Raw genomic sequence first — 14,014 nt, forward strand, 5'->3', positions numbered from 1 at the left:
TCTGGTCCGACTTGATCATCTAGAGGCTAAAGATGTGTCGCGCTATGCGTTTAGGCAGATTTTTTAACATATGTCCTAACCCTGTCGGGGTTGGCCTATTGCTGACTGTGCTTTTGGGACTGGGGCTTGGCACTTTTGTGGTGGCACAAGATGGCACGAAGGTGCAAACGACCATTGTCGCAAATGACCCTTTGGTGCCTTTGCCAGCCCAACCTGATGGTGTCGTTTTCCCAACCAAGGATTGGCCACGGGGCCAGGTAGCAAGCGCCGCGCAAAAGGTGATTGATGCGCAATTTGAACAGGCCTTTGGATCGTCGGATACACCTTTGGGAGAGACACGTGCAGTCATTATCGTCCAAGGCGGTAAGATTGTGGCAGAACGTTATGCCAAGGGTTTTGATGAGCGCTCTAAATTGATTTCCTGGTCAATGGCTAAAAGTGTCACCGCAAGTCTAGTTGGTATCGTGATCGGTGATGGTAAGATGGGTTTGGATCAGCCTTTGAACGAGCCATTATGGGCGGATGGTGATCCGCGCCGCGCCATTACAATCCGTCAAGCTTTGCAGATGACCGATGGGTTGCGGTGGCGTGAAGACGGCTATCATGATCCAGTTACCAACGATGCAGCAAAAATGTTGTTTGGGCCCGGGCGTGAAAATATTGTGGCCTATGTTGCCGATCGGCCATTAGAGTTCAAGCCAGGTGAGCATTGGCGCTATTCGTCTGGTACCACCAATCTTATATCTGCGGCTTTGGCGCGCGCGGTATCTACGCGTAATCTAAACGATCCCACCGGTCAGATCGCTTTGCGTAATTTTATGTATACTCGGTTATTTCGCCCGATTGGTATGAATACTGTCGCAGTTGAGTTTGATTTAGCTGGAAATTTTTATGCCTCATCCTTCGTTCATGCCACCGCACAAGACTGGGCGCGCTTTGGCCTTTTGCACTTAAGGGATGGGGTCTGGGATGGAAAGCGCATCTTGCCAAAAGGTTATGTCGACTTTTTGCGAACCCCAACAAAAGCGCAAAGGGCAACATCTTATGGTGCCCATTGGTGGCTAAGCCTGCCCAATCAGCAGGGCATTTTGAAAAAGGGTCCTTATGATGCGTTCGAAGCACATGGTTTTCAAGGCCAGTGGATTGGCGTCATTCCATCAAAAGATCTGGTGATTGTCCGTCTCGGGTTGATGCAAGAGGATGTGGGTTGGGATGCTTTAGGTCGCTGGCTGCAACCCCTTGTTGATGTTTTTCCAAGCCAAAGAATGCAAAAGCCACCTCATCAACGCTAAGTCGTGATGGAGCGAGATGAAATGTTCATCTTCATGAAGATTTCATCCAACCATCATCACCGTGTTAAGAAGTCTTTAACTGAAAAATACATTTTCGGTGATTTACCCCATTGACCGCCTAAGGGTGGCTCATCCACTATATATGGTGTCTTACTATGGGGGTGGGCGCAATCTATAGAAACCATCTGATTCGTTGGATTTTGATTGCGTAACTAGGTCACTATTTTGGGGCTGCAGATCTCGTGCTTTGGTGACAAACCGCGAGGCGGATATGGGCTAAGCTGTCTTGGATGATGTCTGCGCAATGTGATGATTCGATCGCATGAGGGGCTGTTCAAAAGCGTGGGAATCGGATGTCTTGAACGGCTGTCTGGTCGGCAAAGAGTTGAGGAGCAAGAAGTATGATTGGGAAAGACGCAGCCACGGCACATGCCATCGAAGCTGTCGCCAGTACAGTGCCGGCGATCGCGCGGCGGGTGGTTCATCGCGGGAAGCCCAAGGCCGTCCAATTGCGTATTGTTGAGAGCGTTAAAGTCGACCGGTCGCGTGACGCACTGTTGACCGATTTTGGCAAAACGACGCTGGAAGATCGCTATTTATTACAAGGCGAAAGCTATCAGGACATGTTTGCCCGAGTTGCAACCGCTTATGCGGACGATATAGCCCATGCCCAGCGCCTCTATGATTATATATCCAAGCTCTGGTTCATGCCTGCAACCCCTGTCTTGTCCAATGGTGGCGCTGAGCGCGGCTTGCCAATTTCGTGTTTTTTAAATTCGGTCGACGATAGTCTTGATGGGATTGTTCAGTCTTGGAATGAGAATGTGTGGCTGGCTTCCAATGGCGGGGGCATCGGCACCTATTGGGGGGGCGTGCGGTCCATAGGGGAAAAGATTGGGGCTAATGGCCATACCAGCGGTATTATTCCCTTCATTCGGGTGATGGATTCGTTGACTCTCGCGATATCGCAAGGCTCTTTGCGTCGCGGTTCAGCGGCGGTATATCTCGATGTGCATCATCCAGAGATCGAAGAATTTCTGGAAATTCGCAAGCCATCGGGCGATTTCAACCGCAAGAGCCTAAATCTCCATCATGGTATTAATATCACCGATGCATTTATGGAAGCGGTGCGCCATGATGGTGATTTTGATTTGATCAGCCCCAAAACCAACGAGGTTGTGCGCACAATTAAAGCGCGAAAAATTTGGCAGAAGATTTTAGATTTGCGCTTACAAACTGGCGAGCCATATCTCTTGTTTGTGGACACGGTCAATAAAGCCATGCCATCGCACCAGCGTAAAATGGGCTTTAAAGTGCGCCAATCCAATCTGTGCAGCGAAATCATGCTCCACACTGGCAAGGATCATTTGGGCAAGGATCGAACGGCAGTATGCTGCTTATCCTCGCTCAATGCCGAGACCTATATGGAATGGAAGGACGAGCCTGATTTTATTGAGGACATCTTCCGCTTCCTCGACAATGTGCTCGAAGACTTTATTCAGCGTGCACCGGATGAAATGGAGCGCGCAACCTATTCGGCTTTCCGCGAACGATCTGTTGGTCTTGGTATCATGGGGCTACATTCTTTTTTGCAAGCCCAAGGGGTGCCTTTTGAAAGCGCGATGGCCAAAAGCTGGAACTTGCGCATCTTTAAGCAGGTGCGCCAAGGGGCTGATGCGGCTTCCGTTAAGCTCGCGCAAGAGCGCGGGCCTTGCCCCGATGCTGCCGAACAAGGCGTTATGGCGCGCTTCACCCATAAATTAGCGATCGCGCCAACCGCGTCGATTTCCATCATTTGCGGCGGGACAAGTGCTGGCATTGAGCCCATTCCCGCCAACATCTACACCCACAAGACGCTTTCGGGCTCATTCTCGGTTAAAAATCCCTATCTGGAAAAGGTGCTCGAGCAAAAGGGTCTCAACACGGATGCGATTTGGACATCGATTTTAGAAAATGAAGGTTCAGTTCAGCATTTAGAATGCTTAGATGCCACGGAAAAAGCCATTTTCAAAACAGCGTTTGAGCTCGATCAGCGTTGGGTGATTGAATTGGCAGCAGACCGCACCCCCTTTATCTGTCAAGGTCAAAGCTTGAATGTCTTTATTCCAGGTGATGTCGATAAATGGGATTTGCATATGCTGCATTGGTCGGCTTGGGAGAAGGGCATCAAGAGCTTGTATTATTGCCGCTCTAAATCGATCCAGCGCGCCCAGATTGCTGGCTCTGCCAATAAAGGTGACGAGGTTGTGGATATGACCAACAGTGCCCCGACCGATTATGAGGAATGCTTGGCGTGTCAGTAACAACGGCAGTATTCGCGAAAAAGGGGCTGGGCTAAGAGCGATTATGTTGAAATAAAGGGGCGGCTTGGGATTTCCGGAGGGACATGGGGGCTAACCTTAAGCGACAGCACCATAGCCCATAACAGCCTTGACTTCTAAAAACTCCTCAAGGCCAAAATCACCCCATTCGCGGCCGTTGCCGGACTGCTTATAACCACCAAAGGGTGCGGCCGTATCGGTACTGGCACCATTAATATGGATCATGCCGGCACGGATTTGCTTGGCGACAGCGCGCGCATGATCCAAGTTTTCAGACTGCACATAACCAGAGAGGCCATAGACCGTATCATTGGCCATCGCGATGGCGTCTGCTTCGGTGTCATAGGGAATGATGGTTAAAACCGGGCCGAAAATCTCTTCGCGTGCGATCGTGGTGTCATTGGTTTGGCTGACAAAAACGGTTGGGCGAACAAAATAGCCCTTGTTGAAGCCTTCAGGGCGACCCAAGCCGCCGGCAACTAAGTCCGCCTCTTTCATGCCGATTTCAATTAGGCCTTGGACCTTTTCAAATTGGCGACCATTGGCGAGCGGGCCTATCGCAAAGCGTTTGTCGCCAGCAGGGTCTGCAACCACCACGGATTCGGCGGTGGCTTTAGCAATCGCGCTGGCCTCATCCAATTTAGCGCGTGGCACAAACATGCGGGTTGGTGCATTACAGGATTGGCCCGAATTGGTCATGACCTGCATGACGCCCGACGAGACGGCTTTTTGCAGATCGGCATCTTCAAGCACGATATTGGGCGACTTGCCGCCCAATTCCTGCGCGATGCGCTTAACGGTGGGGGCGGCCCCTTTTGCAATTTCAATCCCGGCGCGAGTGGAGCCCGTAAAGGAGACAAAATCCACTTCCGGGTGGGTTGCTAAAACTGCCCCGACGCCTGGACCATCGCCATTGACGAGGTTGAACACGCCTTTAGGGACACCAGCCTCATGGATGATATCGGCCAAAATCATGGCGTCCAAAGGTGCTAATTCAGATGGTTTTAGAACCATGGTGCAGCCAGCCGCCAAAGCTGGTCCGACTTTACAGCCGATTTGGTTCATCGGCCAATTCCAAGGGGTGATCAGGCTGCACACGCCAACCGCTTCATAGCGGATACGCGTATTGCCGCGCGAATGCTCAAAGCTAAATTCTTTGAGCGCTTTAAGCGCGCCCGCCAACTGACCAAGCCCGGATGGGGCTTGCGCACCTGTCGCCAGCCACATTGGCGCGCCCATTTCTTGGGAGATCGCAACCGCAATCTCAGGCAGTTTTGCTGAATAAAGCGCAATGATTTTTTCAAGCAAAGCAATCCGCTCATCATAACTGGTCTCGCTATAGCTTGCGAAAGCTGCACGCGCGGCCAAAATGGCTTTCACGGCATCGGCTTCAGCGCCTAAGGAAATCACCGCAATTGCTTCTTCTGTCGCGGGATTAATGACGTGATGGTCGCGCGGGGTGGTGGGGTTAACCCATGCACCATCGATGTAAAATTGCTTGCGTTCGATCATGGCAGACTCCCGAGTGCTTGCTGCCCACTTGGTTGGGGCTTGATAGACGCTTTCCCATACCAACATCGCTGGACGATGGCGAGGGAGCAAAACACGATTCTTGTGTCTTCCGACCGTGCCAATCAATCTGGCTTGTCTTATCGCTTAGCTTCTTTGCTAAAACACATTCGTCCAAGGCCTCGACAAGGTCGCTTAGCCTTGGCAAAGGATCGCTATGACCCATTCCGATTTGCTCCGTCGCGGTGAAGCCGCTGCCAATATTTCATTGGCCAGCCTTCTGGGTGACCCCGTCCGCCATGCTCGCCTCAACACCGAAGCAAAGGGTCTATATTTTGACTTCTCGCGCGCCAAGCTCAGCCAAGCTGATTTAGATGCTCTCTTGAGCCACGCCAAAGCTATTGGCCTTGAACAAGCGCGCACCGATCTTTTTGCTGGCAAAGCCATTAATTCGACCGAAGATCGCGCTGTCCTGCACATGGCCCTGCGCCATCCAGCGCGCGATTTTTACGCCAAGGGCGAAGCGATCTCAGATGCTGTTCGTAGCGGTAAAGCAGCGGCAACCCGCTTTGCACAAGGCGTGCGCGCTGGCACCATCACGGCCAAGGACGGGCGGCCCTTTAAGGCCATTGTGCATTTGGGCATTGGCGGCTCTGACCTTGGGCCGCGCCTGGTTTATGAAGCCTTGGCCCCTACCCAAGGCACTGACATCACATTGCGCTTTGCTGCCAATATTGAGCCTGGCGAACTAGCAGCGGCTCTGGTTGGCCTTGATCCGCGCGAAACTTTGATTCTATGCGTCTCAAAAACCTTCACCACGATAGAAACACTCGAAAACCTCAAAGCCGCCCGGGCTTGGTTACGAGCAGGCATTGGTGCTGATGATAGCGCGCATTTGGTGGCGATCAGTGCGGCCCCGGCCAAAACAGCGCAAGCAAGCTTTGCGCCAGACCGGGTTTTTGACTTTAAAGAATGGGTGGGCGGCCGGTATTCCTTGTGGTCAGCGGTGGGTTTAAGCTGCGAGATCGCTTTGGGCTCAGAAGTGATCGAGCAAATGCATGCCGGTGCGGCCAGCATGGACACTTTGTTTGAGACCGCTGAGTTTGACCAAAACCCCGTTGTCCTGGCAGGCTTGATTGGCTGGTGGAACCGCACATGCATGGGCTATAAGAGCCGCGCGATTATTCCTTATGCCAAACGTTTGCGACTTTTGCCCCAATTTCTGCAACAATTAGAGATGGAATCCAATGGCAAATCGGTAGGTTTAGACGGTCGGGCCGTTGCGACCTCTGGCCCGGTCGTCTGGGGTGCGGAGGGCACTAATGCCCAGCATGCTTTTTTCCAACACCTCCATCAAAGTCCAGATGTAACCCCGGTTGAATTCATTGCATTGGCCAATGATCAAGAAAATGCGCCAGAACGCACGCGCATGACCTTGGCCAATGCTTTAGCCCAAGCCGAAGCCCTTACCCATGGCAAATCCCTTAAAGAGGTCACCGATTCAATGCGCCAAGCCGGTGCCAACCCTGAACAGATTGAAGCCTTGGCACCGCACCGGGTTTTTTCAGGTAATCGGCCTTCCAGCTTTGTCTTGATGGAACAGCTTTCCCCGTTTAATTTTGGCGCTTATCTGGCCTTTTGTGAGCACCGCGCTTTTGTTGAAGGCAGGCTATGGGGGGTTAATTCCTTTGACCAGTGGGGGGTTGAGCTTGGAAAAGTGATTGCTAGCGAAATCGACCATGATCTGTGCTTGGGTGCAAGCCCACAACGCGACCCCTCTAGCACCGCGATGATTGAACGCATTCGGGCTTGGCGCGTTATTGGGGAAAATAAAATCTAGCTTTGGTGCACCAGCCTTGGGGCTATGGATGCAAAACCATCAACCAAGTATACATCAGGGGGCGTCAATCACGAACAGCCGCTTTAGCCGAAATTTTTTAAAAATCTGATCAATTTGCGGGTTTTTTCGGAGAATAATCGGGGGGTAAAATAAGCACCAGCAGCGCGTTTGACGATTTCGCTTCGTGTTGGATAGGGCGAGATTAAATTGGTCAATGCGCCCACTTTTTGGTTATTGGCCATCACCATCCCGACCAGTTGAATCGCCTCCCCAGCACCTTCCCCAACAATGGTCGCACCAAGGATTTTGCCACCCTTTCCGATAACAAGCTTGCAAAAGCCCGTTGTGGTGCGCTCAGTCTGGGCCCGGTCATTGTCGCTAAACTCGGCCTTGGTGACCATGACATCGCGCTTAAATTGCTGATAGGCTTCGATCTCGGTTAGGCCAATTCGGGCCAGTTCGGGCTCGCAATAGGCTACGGCGGGCATATGGGAAACCTGCGCCTTGGCTGGTGCTTTAAACAATGCATTGCGAATAAAGACGCTGGCCTGAAAGCCTGCAGCATGGGTCAGCTGCTCTTTGCCTGCGACATCGCCAACCGCCCAGACGCGGGGATTAGATATGCTGCGCAGGTGTTGATCGGTTTCGACCCCTTTTTTGGAATAGACGACTTTAGCCTTTTCAAGGCCCAAATTCTCCACCCGCGCAGTGCGGCCTACCGCCACCAATAAGCGCTGCGCTTCCAACACCCTGCCATCCTCCAGCGTGACGCTAACTTGGTCTGTATCGCCTGTAACAATCACCGCTTTGGCCCCTTCAAGTAACTTAATGCCATCGGCTTGCAGGCTGGTGCGCACGGCTTGAACGGCTTCGGGATCTTGTGGTCCCATGATATTTGCCGCCTCAACAATGGTGACCAACGTCCCTAAACGGGCGAAAGCTTGGCCCAATTCTACCCCAACTGCACCGCCACCTAAAACAATCAAACTGTGAGGCAGAGAATCTTGAGTAAACACAGTTTCATTGGTCAAGAAGGGTGTTTCATGCAGGCCAGTGATTGGCGGTATGGCTGCGCGCGCGCCCGTTGCGATCACAAATCGGCGCGCTTTAACCCGAGCAGAGGGGCTTTCCAAAACATGCGGGCTGATAAAGTTTGCATGTTCACGTACAACTGAACAGCCCAAGCTTTCAAATCGCTCCTGGCTATCGATCGGAGCGATGGTCGCGATCACCCCATCGACATGGTTGCGAACCTTGTTCCAATCCACGACGGGCTTGACATTTTTGAGACCAAATTCAGCGGCATGGCGCATGTTATGCGCAATCTTTGACGCAGCGATCAAAGATTTGGATGGCACACAGCCAGTGTTGAGGCAATCGCCACCCATTTCACCGGCTTCAAATAAAACCACCGACAAGCCAAGTTGGGCGGCCCCTGCCGCGACGGAGAGTCCAGCTGCACCCGCCCCTATAACGCAAACGTCGACGTTAAATGTTTGTTGCGTCATGATGGCTTCAACCTTGATTGAACAAATCTCCAAATGCTGGGCAATAGGGCCAAGGTGGCGAGGCCTAATAAGGGTATAAGGATTTCTGGACTATAGATGATTTTCAAATCCGGTTTTTGACCTTGTTCAAGCAGATGTTCAATGCCATTACCCAAAGAGGCATACACATAGCAACCGGGTAATATGCCAATCGCTGTAGCTAAGATGAAAGTACGCAATTGTATGCCCAAAAATCCTGCAGCCAGATTAATGCCAAAAAACGGCGCGACGGGCAATAATCGTAAGGTCAACAAATAACCAAAGGCGTTTTCCTGAAAGCCTTTTTCAAGCCGATCAATGAAGCCCCCCGCCTGCGCCCGCAGGCCATCTCCCAGTGCCGATCGCGTTGCGAAAAACAACATAGTCGCCCCAATCGTTGCTGAGGTGGAGGCTAAAGCCGTGGCAACAATTGGCCCTAAAAATGGGCCAAGCATCGGTCCAAACAAAAACCCGCCAGCAATGGTAATCCAGATTGCGCCGGGCAAAGCAATGGTGGTTGCGAGGATATAAATCGCCACATAGCAGCCAATCACCAGCCAAGGCTTGGTTTCCACCAATAAGCGCAGATGCGCACTTTGCTGGGTTAAGACATCTAAGGACAAATACTTGTGCCAGCCCATAGAAATGGCGAACACAAGGAGGAGCGCGATCAAGGCCAAAGGCCCAAACCTTTTTACATGCTGCACGATTAATTCCCCCAGATCGTAAGACCGTTCTTGGCCCTGCCCTTGGTCGCATTGATCGACCAATCATAATCGTAGCCTATGATGCGCACATGTGTCAGTTGGGCGCCAAGACTTGGTGCAGCATAGCGGCGAATATGGTCTAAAATCCCGGCTTGGTTATTGCCAAAATCGGATTTAAACCACTGATATATAGATGAAAGGCGCAGTTGTTTGGGGCCAACAATGCGGACCGCCCGCGCACTATTGATAAAGGTGCGCGCAGCGGCATCCAAATCGGCTTCAAGACTTGTGGCGCGCCAGCCGCGGCGTTGCAAATTCGGGCAACCTACAGAGGCGCAATTGAGGCAATAATGCACGCGCGGATCTGCCCAGTTTTTGCGTAAAATCCCATGCTCTATATCATCGAGGGATAGGTCCATACCTTCTACGTTCACACATTTTTGCTTCCAAGGCCCAATCGACAACAAACTGGGCCTAATCTCTCGAATGGATTTGATCGGATAGAAAGAAAGCACCACTTGGAGCGTCAATGCATTATAAAGATTGGCCCAAAGTGCGAATTGATTGGGTTTAGTCAAAGATGAGATGGGCAAGGCAGCAAAGCCTGTAACCACCCCATCTAAAGCCTTTAAATCATCTTTGTTGGCTTTCCAAGCGGCATAATCGACACGGTTGATTTCTTGCGCGTCACCATGAACATAGGTGCTCAACAGTCGGTCCCAAATGGCATCGCAATCCGATTGTCCTTTAGCGGCGGATAAAGGATGAGGAGTTGTAGTCAATAGGGCGGCCCCTGCGAGGATATGGCGGCGCGAAATCATAATCATTCTTTTCAATCTAACCGATTGTAACCACCCATGACAGTGAGGGGTTACAGTGACACAGTGCCATATGATCCAATGGTCTTCACCTTTCTTTCAAAACCTTTTAGGGACAAGGCTATGAAAGCTGCTGTCATTATTTACCCCGGCTCAAACTGTGATCGCGACTGCAAGGTCGCTTTGAAAACCAGTATTGGGGCAGAAGTGACTATGGTCTGGCATAAGGATTCCTGCCTACCCAAGGGCTTGGACCTGATTGTTTTGCCCGGTGGGTTTTCTTATGGCGATTATTTGCGGTGTGGCGCTATGGCGTCTTTGAGCCCAGTGACGCGTGCTGTGGTGGATGCAGCGAACGCAGGCATTCCCATCCTTGGGATTTGCAATGGCTTTCAAGTTTTGTGTGAAACGGGCTTATTGCCGGGCGCACTTTTGCGCAACGCCAGCCTCAAATATGTTTGTAAGCCGGTTGAGCTGGAAGTGACCAATGCCACCACCCCCTTCACGCGTGCTTTTGGAGGCAAACGCACAGCGCGCATGACCGTCGGCAATGGCGAAGGCAATTATTTTGCCGAAGATAGTGTCTTAGACCAATTAGAGCAGGAGGACCGTGTCGCTTTCCGTTATTGCGATGACGTGAACGGATCCTTGCGCAAGATCGCTGGCATTACCGATAAGAGTGGTCGGATCTTGGGCATGATGCCCCATCCTGACCGCGCTTTTGAAGCCGATTTAGGCAGCGCGGATGGCGCTTTGGTGTTTCAAAGTTTACTGAAGGCCGCTTGAGGTGCCCTTATGGAACAATTTGGCTATAAGATTGAACGCCGCGCCGATTGGGATCACGCTAAAGCGACGGGGGTTTATAGCGGCTCCGCTTTGGATCAGACCGACGGCTTCATCCATCTTTCCGCCCGCCATCAAGTGCGCACTACCCTTGAGACTTGGTTTCGCGGTCAAGCGGACTTGGTATTGGCCACGATTGATTTAGGGGCCTTAGGCGACAAAGTACTTTGGGAAGCCTCTCGCGATGGCGCGCTATTTCCCCATTGCTATGGTTCGATCCCGTTTGAGGCGGTAATAGAATGCATCGATCTGTCGGTTTTGGCGTCAGGTCACCATGATATGCCGACTGATTTCCCATGATCGATCTGTATAAGGGTGCCACACTGGCACTACGCATTTTACCTGCAGAGGCCGCCCATCAAGCCACCATCAAAGCGCTGCAATCAGGCTGGGGTCCTAAAGCGCCTAAGGATCAGCCTGAAGATGCTATCGTTTTAGCAGGCCTACAGCTTCCCAATCGCATAGGCTTAGCCGCAGGATTTGATAAAAATGCCCAAGTTCCCGATGCCATGTTGGCGGCGGGCTTTGGCTTTGTTGAGTGCGGCACCGTGACGCCAAGGCCGCAGGCGGGTAATCCAAAGCCACGCTTGTTTCGCTTGCCTGAAGACCACGCCGTCATCAATCGAATGGGCTTTAACAATGATGGCCTGACCCCTTTTGTGAACCGTTTGCGCGCACGTTGGGCGCGGCCTGGGATTGTTGGGGCCAATATTGGGGCCAATAAGGATAGCGAGGACCGCATCAAAGATTATGTGGAAGGTATGCGCCGGGTATGGCTGCACGCCGCCTATGTGACGATCAATATTTCCTCCCCCAATACCCCGGGCCTGCGCGCCCTTCAAACAAAAGCGGCTTTGGAAGAATTACTGGGTGAAGTGATGGCCATGGCGGCAATCCAGACCCGTGCGCATGGCAAGCGGCCAGTTTTTCTAAAAATTGCTCCCGATTTGGATGAGGCAGAAGTGCGCGCCATTAGTGAAACCGTGATTGCTCACAAAATCGATGCCTTGATTGTCTCCAATACCACAATTGAGCGCCCAGACATACTGGGCTCTAGCGCCCGCGGTGAAGCCGGTGGACTTTCGGGTAAGCCCTTGTTTCAAAAATCAACCCGTTTACTGGCCGAGTTTAAGGGGGCTTTAGGTGGCGCGATGCCCCTGATTGGGGTGGGTGGGGTCGCCAGTGCACAAGATGCGCAAGCCAAGTTTGAGGCAGGTGCCGACGCCATTCAGCTTTATACAGCCCTGATTTATGAAGGCCCGGGTTTGGTCCAACGGATCAAGGATGGCCTAAGAACTGGGTGAAGCCATGCACCATTTGCCGATTGTTCATCATAGCGATTACACCGCCGATACCCCAGATGGGCATCGCTTTCCGATGCAGAAGTTCAGGCTTTTAGCTGAGTTACTGATCCAGGATGGGCTTGTCCCCCATAGCTTTCATGTGCCTGAGCCCATATCGCGCGATGAGCTCATCCAAGCTCACACGCCTACTTATGTCGATAGAGTCCTCACCAGAAATTTAGACCCCGTTTTGGTCAGGAGGATCGGCTTTGATCTTACCAAGCAGGTGATTTTGCGAGCGCGTCTTGTGACAGCAGGTACCCTTTTGGCCGCGCGCTTAGCTTTAGCCCAAGGCCTTGCATGTAACAGTGCGGGCGGAAGCCATCATGCCAGTAGGGATCAAGGTGCAGGCTTTTGTGTGTTCAATGATGTGGCTGTTGCAGCTTCGGTTTTGATGGCTGAAGGGCAGTTGCGCCAATGCTTGGTGATAGATTTAGACGTTCACCATGGAGACGGAACCGCGTTGATCTTTGCGAACACACCAGAAGTGAGTACATTTTCGATGCATTGTGAGGCCAATTGGCCCTTGGTAAAGCCGCCGTCGGATTTGGACGTGGCCTTGCCCGAGGGTTGCGATGATACCTTTTACCTCACCACATTGGCCCAACATCTCCCAAACTTCCTCGACCGGGTTCAACCCGATTTGGTGTTTTATATTGCCGGGGTTGACCCTCATAAGGACGATCGACTTGGCAAACTAGCCTTGACCGATGGGGGCCTGATGGCGCGTGAGCGCTTTGTGATCGAAGCTGTGCGCAGTCGAGGGATCGCTTTAGTTACGGTTTTGGGCGGGGGATATGGTGTTGATGTAGGCACATTGGCGCGCCGTCACGCGCTTGTATTTCATGCCGCCGCCGATTATCTGGCGCAGACGCCATTCTCGACCCAAGGGGCAAGACGCAGTAATGCCAGCTCATGACCGTTCGAATCATTTCCGCCCTCGCCGAGATTTCTGATCATTATGATGCCGTTTTGTGCGACGTGTGGGGGGTCATCCATAATGGGCGCACCGCCTACCAAACTGCATGTGATGCTTTGGCGGGGTTTCGTGCAGATGGAAAGCCGGTCATTTTGATCTCCAACGCGCCGCGTCCCTCTCTGGTAATTCCAAATCAACTTAAGGCTTTAGGTGTTCGGCGTGATTCATGGGATGGGATTGTCACATCTGGCGATGCAACGCGCGCGGAAATTCAAAAGCGTGGGCCGCGTGGTTATAAGATTGGCCCGTCCAAGGATGAAGGCCTTTATGACGGCTTGCCTGTGGATTTTCAGTCCATCGAGACTGCCGATTATGTGATCTGCACAGGTTTACGCGATGAACTTCATGAGTCGCCCGATAGCTATAGGGAGGAATTGTTGGCCCTTGCCGCCCGCAATCTGCCCTTTATCTGCGCCAATCCAGATCGCGTGGTAAAATTTGGTGGTCATCTGATCCCATGCGCCGGGGCCTTGGCCGATATCTATGAGGAGATAGGTGGCCCCGTCATCATGGCGGGTAAACCTTATGCGCCCATTTATGAGCTTGCACTTGCAAAGGCTCACGAAATCGCAGGTTCAGATTGTGCGCACAATCGCATCTTATGCATTGGTGATGGGGTGCAGACTGATGTAGCAGGCGCGTTTGCCCAAAAGCTCGATTGCTTGTTTGTCTCAGGTGGTATCCATGCCACTGAGCTCAGCAATGAAGATGGCCTTGATGCGCAAAAAGTTGAGGCTTTTATGAATGTCTATCAGGTTCAAACAAGGTGGGCTATGGGCGAATTGGCTTAGCCCAGTAAGGACGCAGATGGGCGTAGAGAAGTATCGCTAAACCCG

The 14,014-nt window shown here is 52.1% G+C and carries 12 protein-coding genes; 8 read left to right on the top strand and 4 right to left on the bottom strand.

Annotated elements, in window-relative coordinates; translation table 11 throughout:
- Window positions 1-44: 44 nt before the first annotated feature.
- Together PsB1_RS04320 and PsB1_RS04325 are read left to right on the top strand one after the other, a co-directional pair.
- Window positions 45-1,292, top strand: coding sequence for a serine hydrolase domain-containing protein (locus PsB1_RS04320; RefSeq protein ID WP_284359321.1), 1,248 nt, complete (start codon window positions 45-47; stop codon window positions 1,290-1,292).
- A gap of 401 nt (window positions 1,293-1,693) precedes the next feature.
- A complete protein-coding gene (locus PsB1_RS04325; RefSeq protein ID WP_284359322.1) occupies window positions 1,694-3,595 on the top strand; it encodes a ribonucleoside-diphosphate reductase subunit alpha in 1,902 nt (633 codons plus the stop codon).
- 96 nt (window positions 3,596-3,691) lie between these two features.
- Here PsB1_RS04325 and PsB1_RS04330 read toward each other — a convergent pair whose 3' ends face one another.
- The gene (locus PsB1_RS04330; RefSeq protein WP_284359325.1) at window positions 3,692-5,125 is read right to left on the bottom strand and encodes an aldehyde dehydrogenase family protein; all 1,434 of its coding nucleotides are present in this window, start codon (window positions 5,123-5,125) and stop codon (window positions 3,692-3,694) included.
- A 214-nt stretch (window positions 5,126-5,339) separates the two neighbouring features.
- On the opposite strand from PsB1_RS04330, the gene pgi reads away from it, so the two are divergent.
- Entirely contained in the window at window positions 5,340-6,962 is a 1,623-nt protein-coding gene (gene pgi / locus PsB1_RS04335) for a glucose-6-phosphate isomerase (protein ID WP_284359326.1), read from the top strand.
- 83 nt (window positions 6,963-7,045) lie between these two features.
- Here pgi and PsB1_RS04340 read toward each other — a convergent pair whose 3' ends face one another.
- From PsB1_RS04340 to PsB1_RS04350, 3 genes are read right to left on the bottom strand one after another with little or no spacing between them, the layout of a single operon-like run.
- Entirely contained in the window at window positions 7,046-8,470 is a 1,425-nt protein-coding gene (locus tag PsB1_RS04340; protein ID WP_284359327.1) for a dihydrolipoyl dehydrogenase family protein, read from the bottom strand.
- Window positions 8,467-9,195 carry a TVP38/TMEM64 family protein gene (locus tag PsB1_RS04345; protein WP_284359328.1) on the bottom strand — a complete coding sequence of 243 codons (729 nt, stop codon included), beginning with the start codon at window positions 9,193-9,195 and terminating at the stop codon, window positions 8,467-8,469. The genes PsB1_RS04340 and PsB1_RS04345 overlap by 4 nt, the downstream gene beginning before the upstream one ends.
- Window positions 9,196-9,197: 2 nt before the next feature.
- The gene (locus tag PsB1_RS04350) at window positions 9,198-10,022 is read right to left on the bottom strand and encodes a DUF547 domain-containing protein (protein ID WP_284359329.1); all 825 of its coding nucleotides are present in this window, start codon (window positions 10,020-10,022) and stop codon (window positions 9,198-9,200) included.
- A 114-nt stretch (window positions 10,023-10,136) separates the two neighbouring features.
- Between PsB1_RS04350 and purQ the strand changes: the two genes are divergently transcribed.
- From purQ to PsB1_RS04375, 5 genes are read left to right on the top strand one after another with little or no spacing between them, the layout of a single operon-like run.
- Window positions 10,137-10,799 (top strand): phosphoribosylformylglycinamidine synthase subunit PurQ, encoded by a 663-nt coding sequence (gene purQ, locus PsB1_RS04355; protein WP_284359330.1) that lies wholly within the window; start codon window positions 10,137-10,139, stop codon window positions 10,797-10,799.
- Window positions 10,800-10,808: 9 nt separating this feature from the next.
- Window positions 10,809-11,156 (top strand): DUF952 domain-containing protein, encoded by a 348-nt coding sequence (locus PsB1_RS04360; RefSeq protein WP_284359331.1) that lies wholly within the window; start codon window positions 10,809-10,811, stop codon window positions 11,154-11,156.
- Window positions 11,156-12,160, top strand: a complete 1,005-nt coding sequence (locus PsB1_RS04365; RefSeq protein ID WP_420887879.1) for a quinone-dependent dihydroorotate dehydrogenase — start codon at window positions 11,156-11,158, stop codon at window positions 12,158-12,160. The genes PsB1_RS04360 and PsB1_RS04365 overlap by 1 nt, the downstream gene beginning before the upstream one ends.
- Before the next feature lie 4 nt (window positions 12,161-12,164).
- Window positions 12,165-13,118: a histone deacetylase family protein gene (locus tag PsB1_RS04370; RefSeq protein WP_284359333.1), complete on the top strand. Its 954-nt coding sequence runs from the start codon at window positions 12,165-12,167 to the stop codon at window positions 13,116-13,118.
- Window positions 13,115-13,969 carry a TIGR01459 family HAD-type hydrolase gene (locus tag PsB1_RS04375; RefSeq protein ID WP_284359334.1) on the top strand — a complete coding sequence of 285 codons (855 nt, stop codon included), beginning with the start codon at window positions 13,115-13,117 and terminating at the stop codon, window positions 13,967-13,969. Before PsB1_RS04370 ends, PsB1_RS04375 begins: the two co-directional genes overlap by 4 nt.
- Window positions 13,970-14,014 lie beyond the last annotated feature (45 nt).

Origin of the sequence: Candidatus Phycosocius spiralis (assembly GCF_030158815.1) — a bacterium.
GTDB lineage: Bacteria > Pseudomonadota > Alphaproteobacteria > Caulobacterales > Aquidulcibacteraceae > Aquidulcibacter > Aquidulcibacter spiralis.

Coding starts and splice junctions, on each gene's coding strand:
- PsB1_RS04320 (WP_284359321.1), top strand. CDS start 45: ATGCGTTTAGGCAGATTTTTTAACATATGTCCTAACCCTGTCGGGGTT.
- PsB1_RS04325 (WP_284359322.1), top strand. CDS start 1,694: ATGATTGGGAAAGACGCAGCCACGGCACATGCCATCGAAGCTGTCGCC.
- PsB1_RS04330 (WP_284359325.1), bottom strand. CDS start 5,125: ATGATCGAACGCAAGCAATTTTACATCGATGGTGCATGGGTTAACCCC.
- pgi (WP_284359326.1), top strand. CDS start 5,340: ATGACCCATTCCGATTTGCTCCGTCGCGGTGAAGCCGCTGCCAATATT.
- PsB1_RS04340 (WP_284359327.1), bottom strand. CDS start 8,470: ATGACGCAACAAACATTTAACGTCGACGTTTGCGTTATAGGGGCGGGT.
- PsB1_RS04350 (WP_284359329.1), bottom strand. CDS start 10,022: ATGATTATGATTTCGCGCCGCCATATCCTCGCAGGGGCCGCCCTATTG.
- purQ (WP_284359330.1), top strand. CDS start 10,137: ATGAAAGCTGCTGTCATTATTTACCCCGGCTCAAACTGTGATCGCGAC.
- PsB1_RS04360 (WP_284359331.1), top strand. CDS start 10,809: ATGGAACAATTTGGCTATAAGATTGAACGCCGCGCCGATTGGGATCAC.
- PsB1_RS04370 (WP_284359333.1), top strand. CDS start 12,165: ATGCACCATTTGCCGATTGTTCATCATAGCGATTACACCGCCGATACC.
- PsB1_RS04375 (WP_284359334.1), top strand. CDS start 13,115: ATGACCGTTCGAATCATTTCCGCCCTCGCCGAGATTTCTGATCATTAT.